General features: G+C 77.5%; 15 protein-coding genes. 7 read left to right on the top strand and 8 right to left on the bottom strand.

Annotation, left to right across the window (positions count from 1 at the left end; genetic code table 11):
* Window positions 1–10: 10 nt before the first annotated feature.
* From D5H78_RS09450 to D5H78_RS09440, 3 genes are all read right to left on the bottom strand, one after another.
* Window positions 11–1,402, bottom strand: coding sequence for a sulfatase-like hydrolase/transferase (locus tag D5H78_RS09450; RefSeq protein ID WP_119950175.1), 1,392 nt, complete (start codon window positions 1,400–1,402; stop codon window positions 11–13).
* A gap of 72 nt (window positions 1,403–1,474) precedes the next feature.
* Complete coding sequence (locus D5H78_RS09445; RefSeq protein WP_119950173.1) at window positions 1,475–2,095, bottom strand: LysE family translocator; 621 nt, start codon at window positions 2,093–2,095, stop codon at window positions 1,475–1,477.
* A gap of 80 nt (window positions 2,096–2,175) precedes the next feature.
* Window positions 2,176–5,484 (bottom strand): ATP-binding protein, encoded by a 3,309-nt coding sequence (locus tag D5H78_RS09440; protein ID WP_165865681.1) that lies wholly within the window; start codon window positions 5,482–5,484, stop codon window positions 2,176–2,178.
* Between the two features lie 185 nt (window positions 5,485–5,669).
* Here D5H78_RS09440 and D5H78_RS09435 point away from each other — a divergent pair, with 185 nt between their 5' ends.
* Together D5H78_RS09435 and D5H78_RS09430 are read left to right on the top strand one after the other, a co-directional pair.
* Window positions 5,670–6,533, top strand: a complete 864-nt coding sequence (locus D5H78_RS09435) for an ATP-grasp domain-containing protein (protein WP_119950171.1) — start codon at window positions 5,670–5,672, stop codon at window positions 6,531–6,533.
* Between the two features lie 65 nt (window positions 6,534–6,598).
* On the top strand, window positions 6,599–8,374 hold the full coding sequence (locus tag D5H78_RS09430; protein WP_119950168.1) for a thiamine pyrophosphate-requiring protein: 1,776 nt from the start codon (window positions 6,599–6,601) through the stop codon (window positions 8,372–8,374).
* A 19-nt stretch (window positions 8,375–8,393) separates the two neighbouring features.
* Here D5H78_RS09430 and D5H78_RS09425 read toward each other — a convergent pair whose 3' ends face one another.
* Entirely contained in the window at window positions 8,394–10,361 is a 1,968-nt protein-coding gene (locus D5H78_RS09425) for an acetyl/propionyl/methylcrotonyl-CoA carboxylase subunit alpha (RefSeq protein ID WP_119950312.1), read from the bottom strand.
* Between the two features lie 5 nt (window positions 10,362–10,366).
* Complete coding sequence (locus D5H78_RS09420) at window positions 10,367–11,980, bottom strand: carboxyl transferase domain-containing protein (RefSeq protein ID WP_119950167.1); 1,614 nt, start codon at window positions 11,978–11,980, stop codon at window positions 10,367–10,369.
* Between the two features lie 89 nt (window positions 11,981–12,069).
* Here D5H78_RS09420 and D5H78_RS09415 point away from each other — a divergent pair, with 89 nt between their 5' ends.
* From D5H78_RS09415 to D5H78_RS09400, 4 genes are all read left to right on the top strand, one after another.
* Entirely contained in the window at window positions 12,070–12,630 is a 561-nt protein-coding gene (locus tag D5H78_RS09415) for a TetR/AcrR family transcriptional regulator (protein ID WP_119950164.1), read from the top strand.
* Window positions 12,627–13,163: a DinB family protein gene (locus tag D5H78_RS09410; protein ID WP_165865680.1), complete on the top strand. Its 537-nt coding sequence runs from the start codon at window positions 12,627–12,629 to the stop codon at window positions 13,161–13,163. The genes D5H78_RS09415 and D5H78_RS09410 overlap by 4 nt, the downstream gene beginning before the upstream one ends.
* Before the next feature lie 9 nt (window positions 13,164–13,172).
* Window positions 13,173–14,120, top strand: a complete 948-nt coding sequence (locus D5H78_RS09405) for a heme-dependent oxidative N-demethylase family protein (RefSeq protein WP_119950163.1) — start codon at window positions 13,173–13,175, stop codon at window positions 14,118–14,120.
* 67 nt (window positions 14,121–14,187) lie between these two features.
* Window positions 14,188–16,314, top strand: coding sequence for a PhoX family protein (locus D5H78_RS09400; protein ID WP_119950161.1), 2,127 nt, complete (start codon window positions 14,188–14,190; stop codon window positions 16,312–16,314).
* 129 nt (window positions 16,315–16,443) lie between these two features.
* Here D5H78_RS09400 and D5H78_RS09395 read toward each other — a convergent pair whose 3' ends face one another.
* The 3 genes from D5H78_RS09395 to D5H78_RS09385 form a co-directional block, all read right to left on the bottom strand.
* Window positions 16,444–17,889, bottom strand: a complete 1,446-nt coding sequence (locus tag D5H78_RS09395) for an MFS transporter (protein WP_218566429.1) — start codon at window positions 17,887–17,889, stop codon at window positions 16,444–16,446.
* Entirely contained in the window at window positions 17,886–19,298 is a 1,413-nt protein-coding gene (locus tag D5H78_RS09390) for an NADP-dependent succinic semialdehyde dehydrogenase (RefSeq protein ID WP_119950160.1), read from the bottom strand. Before D5H78_RS09390 ends, D5H78_RS09395 begins: the two co-directional genes overlap by 4 nt.
* Before the next feature lie 68 nt (window positions 19,299–19,366).
* Window positions 19,367–20,587 carry a multidrug effflux MFS transporter gene (locus D5H78_RS09385; protein WP_218566428.1) on the bottom strand — a complete coding sequence of 407 codons (1,221 nt, stop codon included), beginning with the start codon at window positions 20,585–20,587 and terminating at the stop codon, window positions 19,367–19,369.
* Between the two features lie 83 nt (window positions 20,588–20,670).
* Here D5H78_RS09385 and mgrA point away from each other — a divergent pair, with 83 nt between their 5' ends.
* Window positions 20,671–21,711, top strand: a complete 1,041-nt coding sequence (gene mgrA, locus D5H78_RS09380; RefSeq protein WP_119950158.1) for an L-glyceraldehyde 3-phosphate reductase — start codon at window positions 20,671–20,673, stop codon at window positions 21,709–21,711.
* The last annotated feature ends 6 nt before the right edge of the window (window positions 21,712–21,717 follow it).

The following is a 21,717-nucleotide window of genomic DNA, read 5'->3' as shown; positions in this document are numbered from 1 at the left end:
CCAGGGGCCCTCAGGCCGGGTACGGCAGCAGGGTCGCGTCGACCGCCCGCCAGGCGGCGCGCAGCGCGGCGAGGTCCTCCGGGCGCCGCGCGGCGAGGTCGGCCTGCTCGCGCTGGTCGGCCTCGACGTCGTAGAGGTGCTCGGCCCCCGCGCTGTCGCGGACGTACTTGAGCCGGCCGCGGCGCAGCGCACCCTGGTCGCGCAGGCGCCAGAACAGGTCGCGGCGCGGTGGGCGCCGCCCGAGCAGGAGGTGGTCCACGAGGCTCACGCCGTCGAGCGGGTGGTCGACGTCGGGGCGCGCGCCGCCGAGCTCGAGCAGCGTCGCGTGCCAGTCGAGCGTGCCGACCGGGACGTCGCTCACCTGCTGCCCGTCGAGCCCCGCGGGCCAGGTGAGGATGGTCGGGACCCGGATGCCGCCCTCGAGGACCGTGAGCTTCTCGCCGGAGAGCGGCCAGGTGTTGCTGAAGCGCTCGCCGCCGTTGTCGCTGGCGAAGAGCACGAGGGTGTCGCGCTCCTGGCCGGTGCGGCGCAGCGCCGCGAGGACCCGGCCGAGGGAGCGGTCGAGGTCCTCGACCATCTCGGTGTACTTCTCGACCGAGCCGCCGTCGCGGTGGACCAGGGCCGAGCGGTCGCCGGCGCGCACCCGCGCGCTGAGCTCGTCGCTCACCCCGCGGTCGCGCGGGCCCTCCCAGGGCCAGTGCGGCGTCGTGTAGTTGAGGTTGAGCAGCCAGGGCCGCGCGTGCGGGGCCTCGAGGAACTCCTCGGCGCGCTCGGTGAGGACGTGCGTGTAGTAGCGCAGGTCCTCGTGCTCGACCTCGTCCTCGTAGAGGTCGTAGGCGCCGGACCCGCTCAGCTTGGAGAAGTAGTCGATGCCGCCGCTGAAGTTGCCGAAGAACGAGTCCCAGCCGAGGCGGGTCGGGCTGAACCACGGCAGGAAGCCGCAGTGCCACTTGCCGATCATCGCCGTGTCGTAGCCGGCGTCGCGGAGCAGGGAGGCCAGCGTGGGGTGGTCGAGCGGGATGCCGTCCACCGCGCTCGGTGCGCTGATGGGCTCGCGCAGCCCCGCGGGCAGACGGCCCGGGTAGCGGCCGGTGTAGAGCCCGATGCGCGTCGGGGAGCACACCGGCGCCACCGAGTACCCCTGGGTGAAGCGCACGCCGCGGCGGGCGAGCCGATCGAGGTTGGGGGTGCGGATCGTCGGGGCGCCGTAGCAGGACAGGTCGGCCCAGCCCATGTCGTCGGCGAGGACCACGAGGAGGTTGGGGCGGCGGCGGGGCCGCTCGCCACGGGCGGCGAACGGCCGCTCGGCCGTCGCCGCGGCGGTCGCGCCGGGGGCGAGCGCCGCGGCGGCGCCCGCGCCGGCCGCGCCGAGCAGCGAGCGGCGGGTGACGGGTGGGGTCATGCGGTGGCGGTCCCTTCCCTAGTAACTCGGTGGGGAAACTACACCACGCGGCGTGCCCGGGCAGCACACCCGTCACACGAACGCCGCGACGCCGCCCAGCCCGACGTACACCCCGGCCGTCGTCGTGCCGACCCGGCGGCGCCGGGCGGCGCTGCAGGACAGGTGGGTCGACAGGGCGCCGGCGGCGAGGGCGTACAGCGCGTCCGTCGTCAGCGCGAGCGCGACGAAGCAGAGCCCGAGCACCGCGACCTGCAGCGGGACCGGCCCGCGGGCGGGGTCGACGAACTGCGGCAGGAACGCGAGGAAGAACAGGGCCGTCTTGGGGTTCAGCAGGTCGACGAGGACCCCGTCGCGGAAGAGCCGCAGCCGTGAGGCCGGCGTGGCCCCCGCCGCCCCCGGCGCCGCGTGCCGGCGCAGGAACTGCCGCACCCCCATCAGGACCAGGTACGCCGCCCCGGCGTACCGCACCGCGCCGAGCGCCAGCGGGTGCGAGGCCAGCAGCGCGCCGAGCCCGGCCGTGGCGCCGAGCACGTGCAGCAGCGCGCCCGTCTCGAGGCCGAGCACGGACCAGAGGCCGGCCGCGCGCCCGTGCTCCAGGCTGCGCGCGACGACGTAGACGACGGAGGGGCCAGGCACGACCAGCAGCGCGAGGGTGGCGGCGGCGAAGACGAGGAGCGTGGAGGTGGAGGGCATGCGCGCACGCTGCTCCCGGCGGCGTGCCGGGAGCGTGCGGCGTGCGTGCGCGGGCCGTGCGGGAGCGCGGGCGGCGTGCCTCAGCCCACGGCCAGCCGCGCGCGGGCGGCGAGGTCCAGCCACGGCGCGGCGCCGGCGGCGCGCAGCAGGGCCACCTCCTCGTCCAGGTGCCGGGCCGCGAGCCGCTGGTCGCCGGACACCGAGGCCAGCAGCCCGAGGTACGACGAGGTGGTCGCCCAGACCGCGCCGCCCGCGCCGAGCACCACGGGCCGCCCGGCGTAGGGGAGCAGCAGGGCGTGCAGGTGCCGGGCGCGCCCGACGTCGCCGAGGCGCGCCACCGCGAGGGCGAGGAAGGCCGTGCCGGGCAGCCACACCGCGTCGAACGGCAGGCGCTCCTCCGGCGGCCACACCCGCTCCACCTCCGCGCGCGCCTCGTCCTCGCGGCCGGCGTGCGCGAGCGCGGCCGCGAGACCCGCGCTCCACGCCGGCAGCGCCGGGTAGCCGCGCGCGAAGCGGGTCAGCGCGTCCGCCGCCGGGCCGAGGTCGCCCTGCAGCTGGGCGAAGGTCAGGGCGTGCACGCCGCCGAACTGCAGCGCGTCGGCGCCGCCGCGCAGCTCGCCGAAGGCCGCGACGCGCGCGGAGCCGCGCACCGCCTCCTCCAGCCGGCCGGCGAGCAGGGCGCGCATCGTCGCGAAGACGGCGGCGTACATCTGCTCGTACGGCAGCCGCAGCGCGCCGGCCGCCCGGGCGTGCTCGGCCTCCTCGGCCGCCGCCTCGTCGAAGCGCCCGTCCTCCAGCAGGGCGACCACGCGCCAGCGGCGGGCCAGGACGGCGAGCTCCGGGTCGCCGTGGGAGGTGGCGAGCGCGAGCAGCTCGGCCGCGGTGGCGAGCCGGCCGGGGACGCCGTCGGGGTGCCAGTCCGCCCAGAGCCGCGCCTCCAGCGCCGCGGCGAGCACCGCGGGGTCGCCCAGGTCGCGCGCCGTGGCCTCGGCGTCGCGGGTCAGCGCGCGCACCCGCTCGGGGACGCGCGCGAAGTACAGCGCCACGGCGAGGCGCGCCTGCACGCGGGCGCGCAGGGCGCGCTCGCCCCGTGGCAGCCGGGCCAGGGCGGCGTCCAGGCGCAGGACCGCCGCGTCGTCGACGCGGCCGAAGGACTGCCAGGAGGGACCGGCGAACCCGAGGGCCGCGGCCGCCGCGGCCGCCGGGTCGTCGCGCTCGCCGGCGACCCGCACGGCCCGATCGAACGCGTCGCGCGCCGCCGCGGAGTCCCCGGCGCGCGAGCGGGCGTCGCCGGCGGCCAGCAGCAGCGGGAGCAGCCGGGGGTGGTCCGGCGCGAGGGCGCCCAGCACGGCCACCGCGCGCTCGGCGACGGCGGCGGCCTCCTCGTACGCGAGCTGGGCGACGGCCCGCCGGTGCGCCGCCAGGGCGGCGTCGAGCGCCGCGCCGAGGTGCCGGGGGTCCTGCGCCTCGAGGTGGTGGTGCGCGACCTCGGCGACCCGGCTGCCGTCGGGCGCGACCCGCTCGAGGGCCCGGGCGACGCGCAGGTGCAGGCGGGCGCGCCGGGTGCGCGAGAGCCCCTCGTACACCGCGGAGCGCACGAGCGCGTGCGCGAAGGACCACCGGCCGACGTCGACCTCGACGACGAGGTCGGCGGCGACGGCGGCGTCGAGCGCGTCGAGCAGGTCGCCCTCGCCCTCGTGCAGCGCCTCCAGCAGGGGCAGGTCGGCCTCCCGGCCCACGACCGAGGCGAGCACGAGCGCGTCGCGGGCCGGGGCCGGGAGCCGGGCGAGCCGGCGCCGTACGACGTCCTGGACGCCCGGCGGCACGTCGATGCGCGCCCCCGGCGCGGCCCGGGGCATGCCCCGCAGGACCTCCTCGACGAAGAACGGGTTGCCCTCCGTCTCGTGGTGCAGCGCCCGGACGAGGGCGGGGTCGGCGCCCGGCCCCCGGCGGCGCTCGACGAGCCGGCGCACGTCGTCCTCCCCGAGCCCGCGCAGGTGCGTCTCGTGCAGCAGCCCGTCGCGGCGCAGGTCGCCGAGCAGGGCGCGCAGCGGCGTCGCGGGACCGACCTCGTCCTCGCGGCAGGTCGCCAGCACGCTCACCCGGGCGCCCCGCCGGGTGCGCAGCAGGTGGCGCAGGAGCAGCAGCGTCGAGCGGTCGGCCCAGTGCGCGTCGTCGAGGACCAGGACCACGGGGCGGTCCGCGGCGAGCTCCGCGAGCAGCCCGGCGACGGCCTCGAAGAGCCGCCAGCGCTCGGTGTCGGGCTCCGCACGGTCCGGCGCGGCCAGCGCCGGGTCGCGCCGGCGCAGGTCCGGCAGCAGCCGCGCGAGCTCCGGCCCGGCGTCGCGGGCGAGCCGGGCGGCGTGCTCGTCGTCGAGGTGGGCCACGAGGTGGCGCAGCGCTTCGACCCAGGCGCCGAACGGGAGGATCCCCTCCTCGTCGCAGCGCCCGTGCAGGACGAGCGAGCCGGCCGCGCCCAGCCGCGCCGCCGCGGCGAGGACCACGCTCGTCTTGCCGACGCCCGCCTCGCCCGCCACGAGCAGCACGCGCGGCGCCGGGCCGGGGGCCAGGGCGTCGCCGACGAGCCGGTCCAGCGCGCCGTCGCGCCCGACGAGCCGGGACGGGTCCGCGGCCGCGACCGGCGGCGGCAGCGGCACCGCGGGGTCGGCGGCCGCGGGCCGGGGCGACGGGACGGTGGCCGCGCGGACCCGCGCGACGAGGCGCCGGGTGGTCTCGCCGGGCCCGACGCCGAGCTCGCGCCGCAGCCGCTCGGCCAGGCCGCGGGCCTCCGCGAGCGCGGCCGCGTGGTCGCCGGCGGCGTCGAGCAGGCGCACGACCTCGCGCCCGGCGTCCTCGCTCAGCGGGTCGAGCCGGGCACGGCGCCGCGCCCGGGCGAGCGCGTCGTCGAGCCGGCCCCGCTCCTCGGCCGCCCGCGCCGCGCCGGCCAGCGCCTCCAGCAGCCGGGCCCGGTGCTCGTCGCGGTGCGGCTCCAGCCACTCCTCGGCCCCCGGCACGAGGGGCGGGCCCGGCAGCAGCGGACCCGCGTCCAGGCCCAGGGCCTCCTCCCAGCGCCCGGCGGCGGTGAGCTCCGCGACCCGCCGGACGTCCACCTCGACGTCCTCGCGCAGGCGCAGGTCCTCGCGCCCGGCGACCACCACGGGGCCCGCGCCGCTGCGCCGCAGCTCGGCGAGGGCGCCGCGCAGGCTGGTGCGCGCCGTCGCGTCGAGGACGTCCGGCCACAGGGCCGAGGCCGCCTCGGCCCGGGTGCGGGGCCCGGGGTGCAGCGCCAGCCACGCGAGAAGCGCCCGCGCGCGGCGGCTCGCCGGCAGCGCGACGGGCTCCCCGTCCGCGGCCAGCTCGAGCCGGCCGAGCAGCCGGAGGGCGACCACGGCCGCACCGTACCGCCGCGCGGGCGCCGTGCGTGCGCCGCGCGCGCCCGCCGTCCGGTTCCTCCGCGGACGTCCCCCGCCGCGCGCCGGCGGGAGCGGCGGTACGGTCCGTGCGACCGGGAGGGGACCCGCCGCAGGCGCCCCCGCAGCCGGTCGGACGCCCGCCAGGACCACCGGGAGGCCCCGTGCGCCGCATCGCCCTCGCCACCGCCGAGCACGTCCGCGCCGCGGGCCTCGACGACGACCTCGCCCCCGCCGTCGCGGCCCTGGACGCGCGTGGCGCGGACGTGGCCGTCGAGGTCTGGGACGACGCGTCGGTGCAGTGGGGGGCCTTCGACCTGGTCGTCGTGCGGTCCACGTGGGACTACCTCGACCGGCGCGCGGACTGGCTCGACTGGGCCTCGCGGGTGCCGCGCCTGCTGAACCCGCCGGAGGTCCTGCGCTGGAGCACGGACAAGCGCTACCTCGACGACCTCGCGCGCCGCGGCGTACCGGTGGTCCCGACCGCGTGGGACCCGGCGACCGTCGACGACCTCCCGGTGTCGCCCGCGGGGCAGTGGGTGGTCAAGCCGTCGGTCTCGGCCGGCTCGCGCGACACCGGCCGCTGGAGCGACCCCGCCGAGGCCCTGCGCCACGCGCGGGCGCTCACCGACGGCGGGCGGACGGCGATGGTCCAGCCCTACGTGGCGTCCGTCGACGAGGCGGGCGAGACGGCCCTGCTGCACTTCGCCGGCGCCTTCAGCCACGCGGTGCGCAAGGCGGCGCTGCTCCGCCCGGACGAGGGCACCGACGTCGAGCGCTTCTCGCGCGAGGACCTGCGCGGCGCGACGGCGGGGGAGGCCGAGCTCGACCTCGCACGGCGGGCCCTCGCGGCGGCGGGGGAGGCGCTCGAGGGCGCCGACCTGCTCTACGCCCGGGTGGACGTCGTGCAGGCCGACGGCGGCCCGCTGCTGCTCGAGCTGGAGCTCGCCGAGCCGAGCCTGTTCCTGCCGCACGGCGAGGGTGCGGCCGACCGGTTCGCCGACGCGGTGCTCGCCGCCGTCGGCTGACGCCCGGTTTCCCGCAGCCCGCCCGCGGGCAGCGGCCGCGGGACCCGACCCCGGGAGGTACGCCCGTGCTCGTCGCCGACGCCCTCGTCGCCCGCCTGCGCGCCTGGGGGGTGCAGCGCGTCTTCGGCTACGCCGGCGACGGGATCGACCCCCTCCTCGCGGCGTTCCACCGGGGCGGCGGCGACCCCGCCCTGGTCACCGCCCGGCACGAGGAGATGGCCGCCTTCATGGCGACCGGGCACGCGAAGTACACCGGCGAGGTCGGGGTGTGCCTGTCCACCCAGGGCCCCGGCGCGGTGCACCTGCTGACCGGGCTCTACGACGCGAAGCTCGACCGCAAGCCGGTCGTCGCCGTCGTCGGCCAGGTGGTGACCACCGCCCTCGGCAGCGGCTACCTGCAGGAGGTCGACCTGCACACGCTCTTCAAGGACGTCTGCGGGCAGTACGTCCAGACCGTCCTGGCCCCCGAGCAGCTCGACCACGTGCTCGACGCCGCGTTCCGCACGGCGATCGCCACGTCGAGCCCGACCTGCGTCATCGTCCCGCACGACGTCCAGCGCGCCGAGCTCCCCGAGGAGCCGCCGCACGGGCACGGCGTGGTGCTGACGTCGGCCGTCACCGGGACGCCCCGCGTGCTGCCGCAGGAGCAGGACCTGCGCCGTGCCGCCGAGGTGCTGGGCGCGGGGGAGCGGGTGGCGCTGCTCGTGGGGCAGGGCGCCCGCGGCGCGGAGGCCGAGGTGCTGGCGGTCGCTGACCGGCTCGGCGCGGGCCTCTGCACCTCGCTGCTCGGCAAGCCCTTGCTCGACGAGGGGCTGCCCCGGCACTGCGGGGTGATGGGCCACCTCGGCACGACGGCGTCCGCCGACCTCATGGGCGGCTGCGACACGCTCCTCATCGTCGGCAGCAACGACCCGTGGACCGAGTTCTACCCGGTGCCCGGGCAGGCCCGCTGCGTGCAGGTCGACGTCGCCGCCCGCAACGTCGGGGCCAAGCACCCGGTCGACGCGGCGCTCGTCGGGGACGCGCGGGAGGCCCTGTCCGCCCTGCTCCCGCTGCTGCCGGACCGCAGCGGGGGCGCCTGGGCGGGCGAGGTCGAGGGGTACGTCCGCCGCTGGCACGCCGTCCGCGAGGAGCGGGCCGCCCGCGACGCCGTGCCGCTCGACCCGCAGCGCGTCGTCGACGCGCTGTCGCGCCGCCTGCCGGCCGACGTGCAGGTGGCCGTGGACGTCGGCTCGGTCACCTACTGGTACGCCCGCCACCTACGGCTGCCGCCGCGCGCCCCCGCGCACCTGTCGAGCACCCTGGCGTCGATGGGCTCGGCGATGCCGTACGGGGTGGCGGCCAAGCTCGCCGACCCGTCCCGGCCGGTCGTCGCCATGGCCGGCGACGGCGCGATGCAGATGAACGGGCTGCTCGAGCTCATCACCGTGGCGCACCGCTGGCGGGAGTGGGCCGACCCGCGCTTCGTCGTCCTCGTGCTGCACAACGGCGACCTGTCCGAGGTGTCGTGGGAGCAGCGGGAGATGGAGGGTGACCCGCGCTACCCGGTGTCGCAGGAGGTGCCGCCGTTCCCCTACGCCGGCTACGCCGAGCTGCTGGGGCTGCGCGGGGTGCGCGTCGACGCGCCCGGCGGGGTGGACGCGGCCGTCGAGGAGGCGCTGGCGGCGGACCGGCCCTGCGTGCTCGAGGCCGTGGTCGACCCCGACGTGCCGGTGCTCGCCCCGCGCCGTCCCGGTGAGGAGGTCGAGCAGGTGCTCTCCGCCCTGGGGCAGGAGCCGGGCGGGGAGCACGGCGCGGGGCTGCTGCGCGAGCAGCACGCGCAGGAGTCGCGGGGCGCCTGAGCCGCGCCGCGACCGGCCCTCAGGGCTCGACGGTGGCGAGCAGCTCGTCGAGCGCCACCGCGCCGCCGACCGGCACGCCGGCCAGGGCGACGGTCCCGGCGACGGGGGCGCGCAGCGCGTGCTCCATCTTCATCGCCTCCACGACGACGACGGCCTGGTCCTGCGCGACGCGGGCGCCGTCCTCGACGAGGACGGCGACGACGGTGCCCGGCATGGGGCTGCGCAGCTCGCCGCCCCCGGCCGCGGCGGCCGCGCCGCGGGGCGCGCGGGGGGCTTCGGCGAGGGCCCACGCCGCACCCTCGCGGCCCAGCCAGAGGGTGGCGCCGTCGCGCGCCACCAGCCAGCGGCTCGCCGTGCCGTCGAGGGTGACGAGGAGGCCGTCGCCCGCGGCCCGGACCGAGGCGGCCCGCGCGGGGCCGTCCCCGACGCGCACGTCCGCCGCCTGCGCCCGCCCCCGTACGGCGACGGGGACCGGGTCCGCCCCGGGCGCGGCGACGCGCCACGTCGTCCAGGCCGGTCCGCCCGGGCGCCAGCCGCTCGGGACGTCCCACGGGTCGGCCGGGCCCTGCGGCTCGAGCTCGTGCAGCCGCGCCAGGCCGTACGCCGCCAGGGCGTCCTCGGGCACGTCCCGCGCGACGAGCGCGTCGAGGTCGCGCTCGACGAGCCCGGTGTCGAGCCGCCCGGCCCGCACGTCGGGGTGCGCCAGCAGGGCGCGCAGGAACGGCACGTTGGTGCCGACGCCCAGCACCGCGGTGCCGGCGAGGGCGCGGTCGAGCCGGGCCAGGGCCGCGGCGCGGTCGGCGCCGTGCGCCACGACCTTGGCGAGCATGGGGTCGTACGTCGTCCCGACCTCCGCGCCCGCGACGAGGCCGGAGTCGACCCGGACCCCCTCGCCGGCCGGCTCGCGCAGCAGCAGCACGCGCCCGCCGGTGGGCAGGAAGCCCCGGGCCGGGTCCTCGGCGTACACCCGGGCCTCCACCGCGTGCCCGTCCAGGCGCACGTCCTCCTGGCGCAGGGGGAGGGGCTCGCCGGCGGCGACCCGCAGCTGCAGCTCGACGAGGTCCAGGCCCGTCACCAGCTCGGTGACGGGGTGCTCGACCTGCAGCCGGGTGTTCATCTCGAGGAAGAAGAACTCGTCGGGCCGGTCGGCCGAGACGATGAACTCGACCGTCCCGGCGCCCTCGTAGCCGACCGACCGGGCCGTCTCCACGGCGGCCCCGCCGATCCGCGCGCGGGTCGCCGCGTCGAGCAGCGGTGACGGCGCCTCCTCGACCACCTTCTGGTGGCGCCGCTGGAGGCTGCACTCGCGCTCGCCCAGGTGCACCACGCCGCCGTGCGCGTCGGCGAGGACCTGCACCTCGACGTGCCGCGGGCTCAGCACGAAGCGCTCGAGGAACAGCGTGTCGTCCCCGAACGCGGACAACGCTTCCCGGCGCGCCGAGGCGAGGGCGTCCCGCAGCGCGCCCGGCTCGTGGACCAGGCGCATGCCCTTGCCGCCGCCGCCCGCCGACGGCTTGACGAGCACCGGGTAGCCGACGGCCTGCGCCGCCGCCACGAGCGCGTCGTCGTCGAGGCCCGGCTCGGCGAGGCCCGGCACCACGGGCACCCCGGCGGCGGCGACGGTCGCCTTGGCCCGGATCTTGTCGCCCATGACCTCCACGGCGTGCGCGGGCGGCCCGACGAACACCAGCCCGGCGTCGGCGCAGGCCGCGGCGAACGCGGCGTTCTCCGACAGGAACCCGTACCCGGGGTGCACGGCCTGCGCGCCGCTCGCCAGCGCGGCGGCCACGACCCGCTCCACCGACAGGTACGACGCCGCGGCGGGCGCCGGGCCGAGCCGCACGGCCGCGTCGGCCTCGAGCACGTGGCGCGCGCCGGCGTCGGCGTCGCTGTGCACGGCCACGCCGCGCACGCCGAGCCGGCGCAGGGTCCGCAGGACGCGGACGGCGATCTCGCCGCGGTTGGCGACCAGGACGGTGTCGAACACGCGGCTCACATCCGGAAGACGCCGTAGCGGACGGGCTCGAGCGGGGTGCGCGAGACCGCGGACAGGGCCAGGCCCACGACCGTACGGGTGTCGAGCGGGTCGATGACGCCGTCGTCCCACAGCCGGGCGGTGGAGTAGTACGGGTCGCCCTGGGTCTCGTACTGGGCCCGGACCGGCGCCTTGAGCGCCTCCTCCTCGGCCTCGTCCCACGTGCCCCCGCGCGCCTCGACCTGCTCGCGGCGCACCGTGGCCAGGACGGACGCCGCCTGCTCGCCGCCCATGACGGAGATCCGCGCGTTCGGCCACATCCACAGGAAGCGCGGTGAGAACGCGCGGCCGCACATCGAGTAGTTGCCGGCGCCGAAGGACCCGCCGACCACGACGGTGAGCTTGGGGACCCGGGCGCAGGCGACCGCGGTGACCATCTTCGCCCCGTGCTTCGCGATGCCCGCGGCCTCGTAGTCCCGCCCGACCATGAAGCCGGTGATGTTCTGCAGGAACAGCAGCGGGATGCCGCGCTGGTCGCACAGCTCGACGAAGTGCGCGCCCTTGAGCGCGGACTCGCCGAACAGCACGCCGTTGTTGGCGACGATGCCCACGGGGTGCCCGTGGACCCGCGCGGTGCCGGTGACGAGCGTGGTGCCGTACTCGGCCTTGAACTCCGTGAAGCGGCTGCCGTCGACGAGCCGCGCGACGACCTCGCGGACGTCGTACGGCGTCCGGCCGTCGGTCGGGACCGCGGCGTAGAGCGTGGCGGGGTCGACCGCGGGCTCCTCCGGCGCGGCCACCTCCCAGGCGCGCGGGGGGCGCGGACCGAGGCCCGCGACGATCGCGCGGACGAGGGAGAGCGCGTGGGCGTCGTCGTCGGCGAGGTGGTCGACGACCCCGGAGGTGCGGGCGTGCAGCACCCCGCCGCCGAGCTCCTCCGCCGTCACGACCTCGCCGGTGGCGGCCCGCACCAGCGGGGGCCCGCCGAGGAAGATCGTCCCCTGGTCCCGGACGATGACGGCCTCGTCGCTCATCGCGGGCACGTACGCCCCGCCGGCGGTGCAGGAGCCGAGGACGGCCGCGACCTGCGGGATGCCCCGCGCGGACATCGTCGCCTGGTGGTAGAAGATGCGCCCGAAGTGCTCGCGGTCCGGGAAGACCTCGTCCTGGCGCGGCAGGAAGGCGCCGCCGGAGTCGACGAGGTAGACGCACGGCAGGCGGTTCTGCAGCGCCACCTCCTGCGCCCGCAGGTGCTTCTTCACCGTGGCCGGGTAGTACGTGCCGCCCTTCACGGTCGCGTCGTTGGCCACGACCACGCACTCGCGGCCCGACACCCGCCCGACGCCGGTGATGATGCCCGCGCCCGGGGCGTCGTCGCCGTACATCCCGCCGGCCGCCAGCGGCGAGAGCTCCAGGAACGGGCTCGCCGGGTCGAGCAGGGCGTCCACCCGCTCGCGGGGCAGCAGCTTGCCGCGGGCGACGTGCCGCTCGCGCGACGCCTCCGGGCCGCCCAGGGCGGCGCGGGCCAGGCGCGCGCGCAGGTCGGCCACCAGGGCCCGGTGCGCGGACTCGCGCCGCTGCGCCTCGGCGCTGCGGGGGTCGGTGCGGCTGGTCAGGACGGCGCTGTCCACGGGACCTCACGGGCATCGACTGCTGTTAGCGTTCGCTAACACGGCCCGAGCGTAGGCAGGGCCGCACCGCTTGTCCAGGAGGGGCGGCCGTGGCACGACGGGACGACATCCTGCGGGCCGCCGCGCCGCTGTTCGCCGCCCGCGGGTTCCACGGGGTGTCGATCGAGGACCTCGGCCGCGCCGCCGGCATCTCCGGGCCCGGCGTCTACCGGCACTTCCCGGGCAAGGACGCCGTGCTCACGACGATGCTCGTGGGCACCAGCGAGCAGCTGCTCGAGCGCGCCCGGGCCGTCGAGGGCCCCGACCGGCTCCCGCGCCTCGTCGCGGCCCACCTCGACTTCGCCCTGCGCGAGCCGGAGCTCATCGTCGTGCAGGAGCGCGACCTGCCCTCACTGCCGGAGCCGGAGCGGCGGCGGGTCCGGCGGGTGCAGCGGGCGTACGTCGACCTCTGGGTGGCGGCCCTGCGCGCGGACGTCCCCGGGCTCGGCGCCGAGGAGGCACGGGTGCGCGTGGTCGCGGTCTTCGCCCTGCTCAACTCCACGCCGCGCAGCGCCCGCGGGCGGGCGCGGGCCGGCGCGGTGCTCGAGGCCCTCGCGCTCGCCGCCCTGCGCTGCCCGCCGGCGCTCGGGCAGGGCACCCTGTCCCCGTGAGCGACGACGGCGGCGGAGCGACGACGGGGCGGCGGCACGGCGTCGCCGAGCCCGGGCACCGGGCGGACGAGGCAGGGGCGCTCCTCGGCTTCCTGCAGCGCCAGCGGGACCTCGTGGCGTGGAAGGTCGGCGGCGCCGACGACGCGGCGCTGCGCGCCGTGGCCACGCCGACCGGGCTCACCGCCCACGGCGTGGTGCGCCACCTCGAGAACGTCGAGCGCGACTGGGTCCGCCGCGTCTTCGCCGGGGAGCAGGGCCTCGCCTTCGACTGGACCGACGAGGACCCCGACGGCGAGCTGCACGTGCCCGTCGGCGTCCCGATGGCCGCGCTCCTGGCGGCCTACGCCGAGGAGTCGCGCCGGTGCGACGCCGTCGTCGCCGCGGCGTCGCTGGACGACGTGTCCTCGACGGGCGGCTTCCGGCTCCGCTGGATCCTCCTGCACCTCGTGGAGGAGACCGCGCGGCACCTGGGCCACCTCGACCTGCTCCGCGAGCTCGCCGACGGCGCGGTGGGCGAGGAGCCGAGCGCCTAGGCTCGTCCGGTGCCGCGCTACCTGCCCTTCGAGCCGGGCCCGCACCGGCTCCGGGTGGGCACCCGCACGCTCGACCCGGCGACGTGGGTCGAGCTCGGCCCGGACGCGGACGCGCAGCTCGCCGAGAAGCGCCGGCTGCTCGCCGGGCGGCACGCCGACGTCGTGGCGGTCGCCGACGCCGACCCGGGCCCGGCCGCGGTGCGCGCCGCCGGCCGGGAGCTGCTCGACACCCTCGTCGGGCACCTGCTCGCGCACCACCCCGAGCGCTACGCGCTGCGCGGCGGGGAGGTGGTCGACCCGCGGGACGGGGCGGCGTACCTGCCCGCGGAGCGGGACGGGCTGCACCCGGTGGACCTCGCCGCCCGGCTCGTGCCCGAGGACCTGTGCCTGCACCTGCCCGGCCGCGACGGCGTCCTGCGCCTCGTCGCGGCCAGCGTGGCGTTCCCCTCGCGCTGGGTGCTCGCCGAGAAGGTCGGACGGCCGGTGGCGGAGATCCACGCGCCGGTGCCGGGCTACGCCGCGGCCATCGGCACCCCGGTCGACCGGGTGCTGGAGCGGCTCGACCCCGCGCGGGGGCTGTGGCGGCTCAACGGCAGCGTCCTCGACCACCCCGCGCTCTTCCAGCCGCGGCGGCCGCACCGCGAGGCGCCGCCGCGCGTCCCCGACGACGTCGTGCTGCGCGTCGAGCGCCAGACCCTGCGCCGGATGCCGGTCAGCGGCGCGGTCGTGTTCACCATCCGCACGCACGTCGACCCGCTGGCCGCGCTGGACGGTGACGCCGGGGCCCGCGCCCGGGTGGCCGGCTGGCTGCGGGCGCTGCCGGGGGACCTGGCGGCGTACAAGGGCCTGGGCGCCCTCGCCCCCGCCGTGCTCGCGTGGCTGGAGGGGCCGCGGGCCGCGCCGGCGCAGGGGCCGCCCGGGCGTCACCCCCTGTTCACCGGCCGGACACCGGTCTAGGGTCCTCGGACGCACGGAACGGGGCGGGCGCGACGAGGCGCCCGTCCTGCGCACACCTGGAGGACCCGTGACCGAGACCCCCGAGCGCGCGACCCGCCGGCTCCTGCCGCTCCTGCAGGCCCACTCCGGGCGCAGCCGCACGACCTGCCGCTACCGCTGCGCCGACGCCTGCTTCCACGCGGTGCCCAACACGAGCGGCAACCCGTACTTCGGCGACCTCGTCGCGGAGGCCGTCAGCCGGCGCGGCGTGCTCAAGGCCGGCGCCGCGGCGCTGGTCCTCGGCACGGGCGCCGCGACGGCGGCCGGTGGGCGGGCCGCCGCGGCCGAGGGGGCGTCCGGCGCGGCGGAGGGCGCCGCGGCGGCCACCCGCGCCGGCGGGCTCACCTTCTCGCCGGTCGGGGTGAACACGCTCGACACGCTCGTGGTGCCCAACGGGTACGACTGGTCGGTCCTCGTCGCGTGGGGCGACCCCGTCGAGGAGGGCGCCCCCCACTTCGACCCCGAGCGCCAGTCGCCGCAGGCGCAGGCGAAGCAGTTCGGCTACAACTGCGACTACGTCACCGTCTTCGCCTTCCCGGGCGACCCCGACCGCGCGCTGCTCTGGGTGAACCACGAGTACACCAACGAGGAGCTCATGTTCCCCGGCTGGGAGGGTGCCGCCTCCGCCACGGTGCGCCAGATCCGCACCTCGATGGCGGCGCACGGCGGGTCCGTCGTGGAGATCGAGCGGGTCGGGCGCACGGGGGAGTGGCGCCGGGCGAAGGGGCGGCGGTGGAACCGGCGCATCACCGCCATGACCCCGATGGCCTTCACCGGCCCGGCCGCGGGCTCGCCGCTGCTGCGGACCTCCGAGGACCGCCGCGGCCTGCACCCGGTCGGCATGATCAACAACTGCGCCGGCGGCCACACGCCGTGGGAGACGGTCCTCACCGGCGAGGAGAACTTCAACGGCTACTTCACCGTCCCCGGCCTGGACCAGGACGGCGAGCTCGTCCCCGACTACAGCTCCTTCCCGCCGGACCTCGCCGAGGGCTACGCCCGGTACGGCGTCGGCGCCCCCACCGGCACCGAGTTCGCCCGCGAGTGGGCCAGGGCGGACCGGCGCTTCGACATGACGCAGGAGCCGAACGAGCCGCACCGCTTCGGCTGGGTCGTGCAGATCGACCCGTGGGACCCGACGAGCACCCCGCGCAAGCTCACCGCGCTCGGGCGCTGCAAGCACGAGGGCGCGACGACGGCGATCACGCGCGACGGGCGGGTCGCGGTCTACATGGGCGACGACGAGCGCTTCGAGTACACGTACAAGTTCATCTCCAAGGGCCGGTTCCGCGCGGGCGGCGGGGCGGCCGCCCGGCGCCACAACATGGCGCTGCTCGACGAGGGCGACCTCTACGTGGCGCGCTACGACGGCGACAGCCCGGACCTCGGCGACGCCGGCGACCTGCCCGAGGACGGGCTGTACGACGGCCGCGGCCGCTGGGTGCCGCTCGTGGTCGACGGCGAGAGCCGGGTCCCGGGGATGAGCGTCGACGAGGTCCTCGTCCTGACCCGCACCGCCGCGGACCGCGTCGGCGCGACGAGGATGGACCGGCCCGAGGACATGGAGCGCAACCCGGTCAACGGCAAGGTCTACGTCAACCTCACGAACAACACCCAGCGCGGCACCGAGGGCCGCCCCGGCCCCGACGAGGCGAACCCGCGCCCGGTCAACCGGCACGGGCACACCATCGAGATCACCGAGCGCGACCCGGGGGCCCTCGGCTTCCGCTGGCAGATCTTCCTGCTCGCGGGCGACCCGGCGGACCCGCAGACGTACTTCGCGGGGGCGGACAAGAGCCGGGTCAGCCCGATCTCGTGCCCGGACAACCTCACCTTCGACCCGGCGGGCAACCTGTGGCTGGCCACGGACGGCAACGCGCTGGGCGCCAACGACGGCATGTTCGCCGCACCGGTCAGCGGCCCGGACCGCGGGGTGCTCAAGCAGTTCCTCACGGTGCCGGTCGGCGCGGAGTGCTGCGGCCCGCTCATCACCGCCGACGGGCGCACCGCGCTGTGCGCGGTGCAGCACCCGGGGGAGGGCGACGGCTCGACCTACGCGTCGCCGATGTCCACCTGGCCGTACGGCGGCCTGCCCCGCCCCAGCGTCGTCAGCGTCTGGCGCACCGCCCCGGGGGACCCGCGCATCGGCGCCTGAGCACCGGCAGCGCCATCAGCGCATGATCGCCGCAGGAGCGGTGGGTGGGGCCGTCGCCGCCGCCCCACCCCGCGGCGATCATGCGCGGATGGTGCCCGCGGCGGGCTCAGGGTCGGGGCGCCGGCGGGGTCAGGGCCGGGCGGGGGCCGGGCGGCGGCGGTCGCGGACGAGCTCGGCGACGCCGAGGGCGAGGGCGACGGCGAAGAGCGCGATCGACCAGCGCAGGCCCGTGGCGACGGCCTCGGACCAGTCCCCGCCGCTGGACTCGAGCCGGTTGAACACCACGCCGCCGACGAGCGCGATGCCGATCGCGGCGCCGATGCGCTGGAAGGTGTTGAGCACGCCGCCCGCCGCGCCGCCCTGCTCGACCGGGACGGTCGCCAGCGTGAGCGTCTGGTTCGGGGTGATGACCAGCCCGCTGCCGAGGCCGGCGACGAGCAGCGGCAGCGCGGTGAGCAGGCCCACCCGCTCGGGGTCGCCGGCGATGACGAGGTCCGCGGCGGCGAGGCCGACCGCCACGGTGGCCAGGCCGACGACGACGAGGGCGCGGCCGTACCGCCCGACGAGGCGCCCGCCGGCGGCGCTGGCGAAGGCCGAGCCGACGGCGAAGGGGGTGATGGCCAGGCCGGAGAGCAGGGGCGAGTAGCCCTCGCCGGACTGGAAGTAGAGCGCGAGGACGAAGAAGATCGCCGTGAAGCCGCTGAAGTAGGCGAGCGCCAGGCCGGTCCCGAACGCGTAGGACGCGCTGCGGAACAGCCGCAGGTCGACGAGGGGCTGGCTGCGCCGCGCGTGGTGGCGCTCCCACAGCACGAACCCGGCCAGGACGACCGCCGCCGCCGGCAGCAGCAGCCACTTCGCGGCGCCCTCCCACTCGCGCTGCTCGAGCAGGGGGAGCAGGAGGAGCACGAGCGCGGTGCCCAGCAGCGCGACGCCCACCGGGTCCAGCGACTCGCGGGGCCCGCGGTGCGGGCGCGGTGCGGGCAGGTAGCGCCGGGCGAGGACGAGCGCGACCGCGCCGAGGGGCACGTTGACGAGGAAGATCCAGCGCCAGCCCTGGTCCTCGCCGGCGACGGCGAGGATCACGCCGCCGAGGACCGGGCCGACCGCGGTCGAGAGCCCGATCGTCGCACCGAGCACGCCGAAGGCGCGCCCGCGGTCCGCGCCCTGGAACAGCTGCTGGATGAACCCGCTGACCTGCGGGATGACCGCGCCGGCGGCGGCGCCCTGCACCAGGCGGGCCGCCGTGAGCTGCCAGCTCGTCTGGGCCGCCCCGCAGGCCGCGCTGGCCAGGACGAAGCCCGCGAGCCCGACGAGGTAGACGGTGCGCCGGCCCCGGGCGTCCCCCACCCGCCCGGCGGGGACGAGCGCGAGGGCGAAGGTGAGGGCGTACCCGGAGAGGATCCACTGCAGGTCGCTCTGGGTGGCGCCGAGGCTGCCCTCGATCGAGGGCAGCGCGACGTTGACGATGCTGACGTCGAGCAGCGTCATGAACGACGCGACGAGCGCGACGGCGAGCGCGCGCCACCGCAGGCGCTCGTCGGGCGCCGCCGGGCGGGTCTGCTGCCCGGTCGTCACTCGCTGGCCGCGGTGCCCGCGTCGGGGGCCGCGGCCTTCCCGACCCACACGGTCTTGGCGTTGCAGAACTCCCGGATGCCCAGGTCGGCGAGCTCGCGGCCGTACCCGCTGGCCTTGACGCCGCCGAAGGGCAGCGGCGGGTACGAGGTCGTCATCCCGTTGACGAAGACCTGCCCGGCGTCCAGGCCCTCGACGAGGCGCTCGCGCTCCTGCGGGTCCTCGGTCCAGGCGTTGGAGCCGAGGCCGAAGGGGGTGTCGTTCGCCAGCGCGACGGCCGCCTCGAGGTCCTCGACGACGTAGAGCGAGGCGACGGGCCCGAAGACCTCCTCGTGGTGCATCCGCATGTCCGGCGTGATCCCGGCGACGACCGTCGGCGGGTAGTACCAGCCGGGCCCGTCGAGCCGGGTGCCGCCGCAGAGCACGTCGGCGCCCTTCGCGGCGGCGTCGGCGACGAGCTCCTCGACGTCCGTACGGCCCTGCTCGGTGGCGAGCGGCCCGACGTCGGTCGCGTCGTCGGTGGGGTCGCCGACGACGAGCGCCCGCATCGCCTCGACGAACAGCCGCTGGAACTCCTCCGCGGCGTCGCGGTGCACGATGAAGCGCTTGGCCGCGATGCAGGACTGGCCGTTGTTCTGGCACCGGGCGGTGGCGGCGACCTGCGCGGCGCGCTCGAGGTCCGCCGAGGGCATGACGACGAAGGGGTCGCTGCCGCCGAGCTCGAGCACGGTCTTCTTCAGCTGCCGCCCGGCGACCTCGGCCACGGAGCGGCCCGCGCCCTCCGAGCCGGTGAGCGTCGCGGCCACGACGCGGCGGTCGGAGAGGATCCCCTCGATGGCGGAGGACCCGACGAGCAGCGTCTGGAAGGCGCCCGCGGGGAAGCCGGCGCGGGTGATGAGCTCCTCGAGGCGCAGCGCCGTCTGCGGGACGTTCGAGGCGTGCTTGAGCAGGCCGACGTTGCCGGCCATGAGCGCGGGGGCGGCGAAGCGCACGACCTGCCAGAGCGGGAAGTTCCACGGCATGATCGCGAGCACGGGGCCCAGCGGCTGGTACCGGGTGTACGCCTGCTCGGCGCCGACCGCGTCGGCGTCGTACGGCACGTCGGCGAGGAACCGCTCGGCGTTGTCGGCGTAGTAGCGCGCGCCCGCGGCGCACTTGGCGATCTCCGCCCGCGCCGCCTTGAGGGTCTTGCCCATCTCGAGGGTCATGAGCGCGGCGGTCTGGTCGGCCTCCCCGTCGAGCAGGTCGGCGAAGGCGCGCATCCAGCCGGCCCGCTGCGCGTACGAGGTCCGCCGGTAGGTGCGGAAGGTCTCGTCGGCGCGGGCGAGGCGCTGCTCGAGCTCCTCCGCGCCGAGCGCGTCGAAGGTCGTGACCGTCTCGCCGGTCGCCGGGTCCACGGTGGCGATGGGCATGCTGCTCCTCGAGGGGGTGGGCGGGGACGCCCCGGGTCCTGCCCCGCGGGGCCGCCCGGCGAACCCGCTCAGGCGGCGGCCGGCGCCGGGCGCCGGCTGGCGGCCAGGGCCACGCCCAGCAGGAGCACGACCGCCGCGGCGAGGGGCACCGCGCTGCCGCCGCCGAAGGCGCCGACGACCGGCGCGAGCACCCCGCCGAGGAGGAACTGGAAGACGCCGAGCAGGCCGGACGCGGCGCCCGCCCGCTCGGGGTGGCCCTGCATGGCCCAGGCCGAGGCGACGGGCATGCCCACGCCGACGCTGGTGACCACGACGAGCAGCGGCACCGCGACGCCCCAGAGGCCGAGCGCGCCGGTCGCCGCGGCGGCGAGCATGGCGAGCCCGGCGGCGGCCCCGGCGAGCAGGGCGCCGCGCAGCACCGCGGCGGAGGGCACCCGCGCGACGAGGGCGGCGCTGGCCTGGGTGCCCAGCACCAGGCCGACGGCGTTGACGCCGAAGAGCAGGCCGTACGTGGCGGCGCTGAGGTCGTAGCCGTCGCGGAGCACGAAGGGCGAGACGCTGACGTAGCTGAACATCGCGGCGAAGACCAGGCCGACGACGAGCGCCGGGCCGACGAAGCGCGCGTCGCGCAGCAGCACGCCGTAGCTCTCCAGGCTCCGGCGCACGCCGGAGCGCCGCAGGTGCGCGGGCAGCGTCTCGGGCAGGCCGACGGCGACGAGGACGGTCACCAGCGCGCCGGCGAGCGCCAGGACGACGAAGAGGCCGCGCCAGTCGGTCGTGCCGAGCAGGAGGCCGCCGACCGAGGGGGCGGCGATGGGCACGACGCCGACGACGAGCATGAGGCGGGCGTACGCCCGGGTGAGCTGGTCGCCGTCGGCGAGGTCGCGCACCACGGCGCGGGCCACCGCGGCGCCGATCGCGCCCGCGAGCCCCTGGGCGAGGCGCAGCAGCGTCAGCGTGGTGATCGAGGGGGCGACCGCGCAGGCCAGGGACGCGGCGGACCAGGCGAGCAGCCCGGCGACGACCGGCGCCTTGCGCCCCCGCGCGTCCGACCACGGCCCCGCGACCAGCTGGCCGAGCGCGAGCCCGACGACGCAGGCGGTGAGCGTGAGCTGCACGGCGGCCTCGCTCGTGGCGAGCTCGTCGGCCAGCTCCGGGAAGGCCGGCAGGTAGAGGTCGATGGACAGCGGGCCGAGCGCCGTCACCAGCCCCAGCAGCACCAGCCGCCAGGTCGTCATGCGGTGGCGGGGCGGTGCGGGGGCGGGCGGGGCCAGGGCCGGGGAGGTCACGTACGGGGGCCAACGCGGCCGGGCGGTGGTTGCTTCCCGCACCGGTGGGTCGACCCGCCGGCGCGGCGGGCAGGATGCGCCCCATGGCGATCCTCGACACGTACGTCCCCGACCCCGCCCGCTACGACGGGCGCATGCCCTACCGCCGGGTGGGGCGCAGCGGCCTGCACCTGCCCGCCGTCTCCCTCGGCCTGTGGCACAACTTCGGCGACGACAAGCCCCTGCAGACCCAGCGCGACGTGCTGCGCCGGGCCTTCGACCTCGGCGTGACGCACTTCGACCTCGCCAACAACTACGGACCGCCGTACGGCTCGGCCGAGATCAACTTCGGCCGCGTCTTCTCCGAGGACTTCGCCCGCCACCGCGAGGAGGTGGTCGTCTCGACGAAGGCGGGCTGGGACATGTGGCCCGGCCCGTACGGCGACCTCGGCTCGCGCAAGTACCTGCTCGACTCGCTGGACCAGTCGCTGCGGCGGATGCGCCTGGACCACGTCGACGTCTTCTACCACCACCGCTTCGACCCGGGCACCCCGCTCGAGGAGACGATGTCCGCCCTCGACCGGGCGGTCCGCAGCGGCCGGGCGCGGTACGTCGGCGTCTCGTCGTACTCGCCGCAGCGCACCCGCGAGGCGGTGGCGATCCTCCGGGACCTCGGGACGCCGTTGCTCATCCACCAGCCGTCGTACTCGATGCTCAACCGCTGGGTCGAGGAGGGCCTGCTCGACGTGCTCGGCGAGGAGGGCGTGGGCTGCATCGGCTTCTCGCCGCTGGCCCAGGGGATGCTCACCGACCGGTACCTCCAGGGCGTGCCCGAGGGGTCGCGCGCGGCGCAGGGCAAGTCGCTCGACCCGTCGCTGCTGTCCGAGGAGAACCTCGCGCACGTGCGGGCCCTCAACGACATCGCGCAGCAGCGCGGGCAGACGCTCGCCCAGATGGCGATCGCGTGGGTGCTGCGCGACGAGCGGGTGACGAGCGCGCTCATCGGCGCGTCGAGCGTGCGCCAGCTGGAGGACAGCGTCGCGGCGGTGCAGCGCCTCGGCTTCACCGACGACGAGCTCGCGGCCATCGACGAGCACGCGGTCGAGGGCGGGATCAACCTCTGGGCGGGGCCGAGCGGGGCCTGACCCCCC

It is taken from the genome of Vallicoccus soli, assembly GCF_003594885.1.
Taxonomy (GTDB): domain Bacteria; phylum Actinomycetota; class Actinomycetes; order Motilibacterales; family Motilibacteraceae; genus Vallicoccus; species Vallicoccus soli.
Note: the sequence above shows the minus strand (reverse complement) of the source record. Positions and strands in the feature narration are given on the sequence as shown.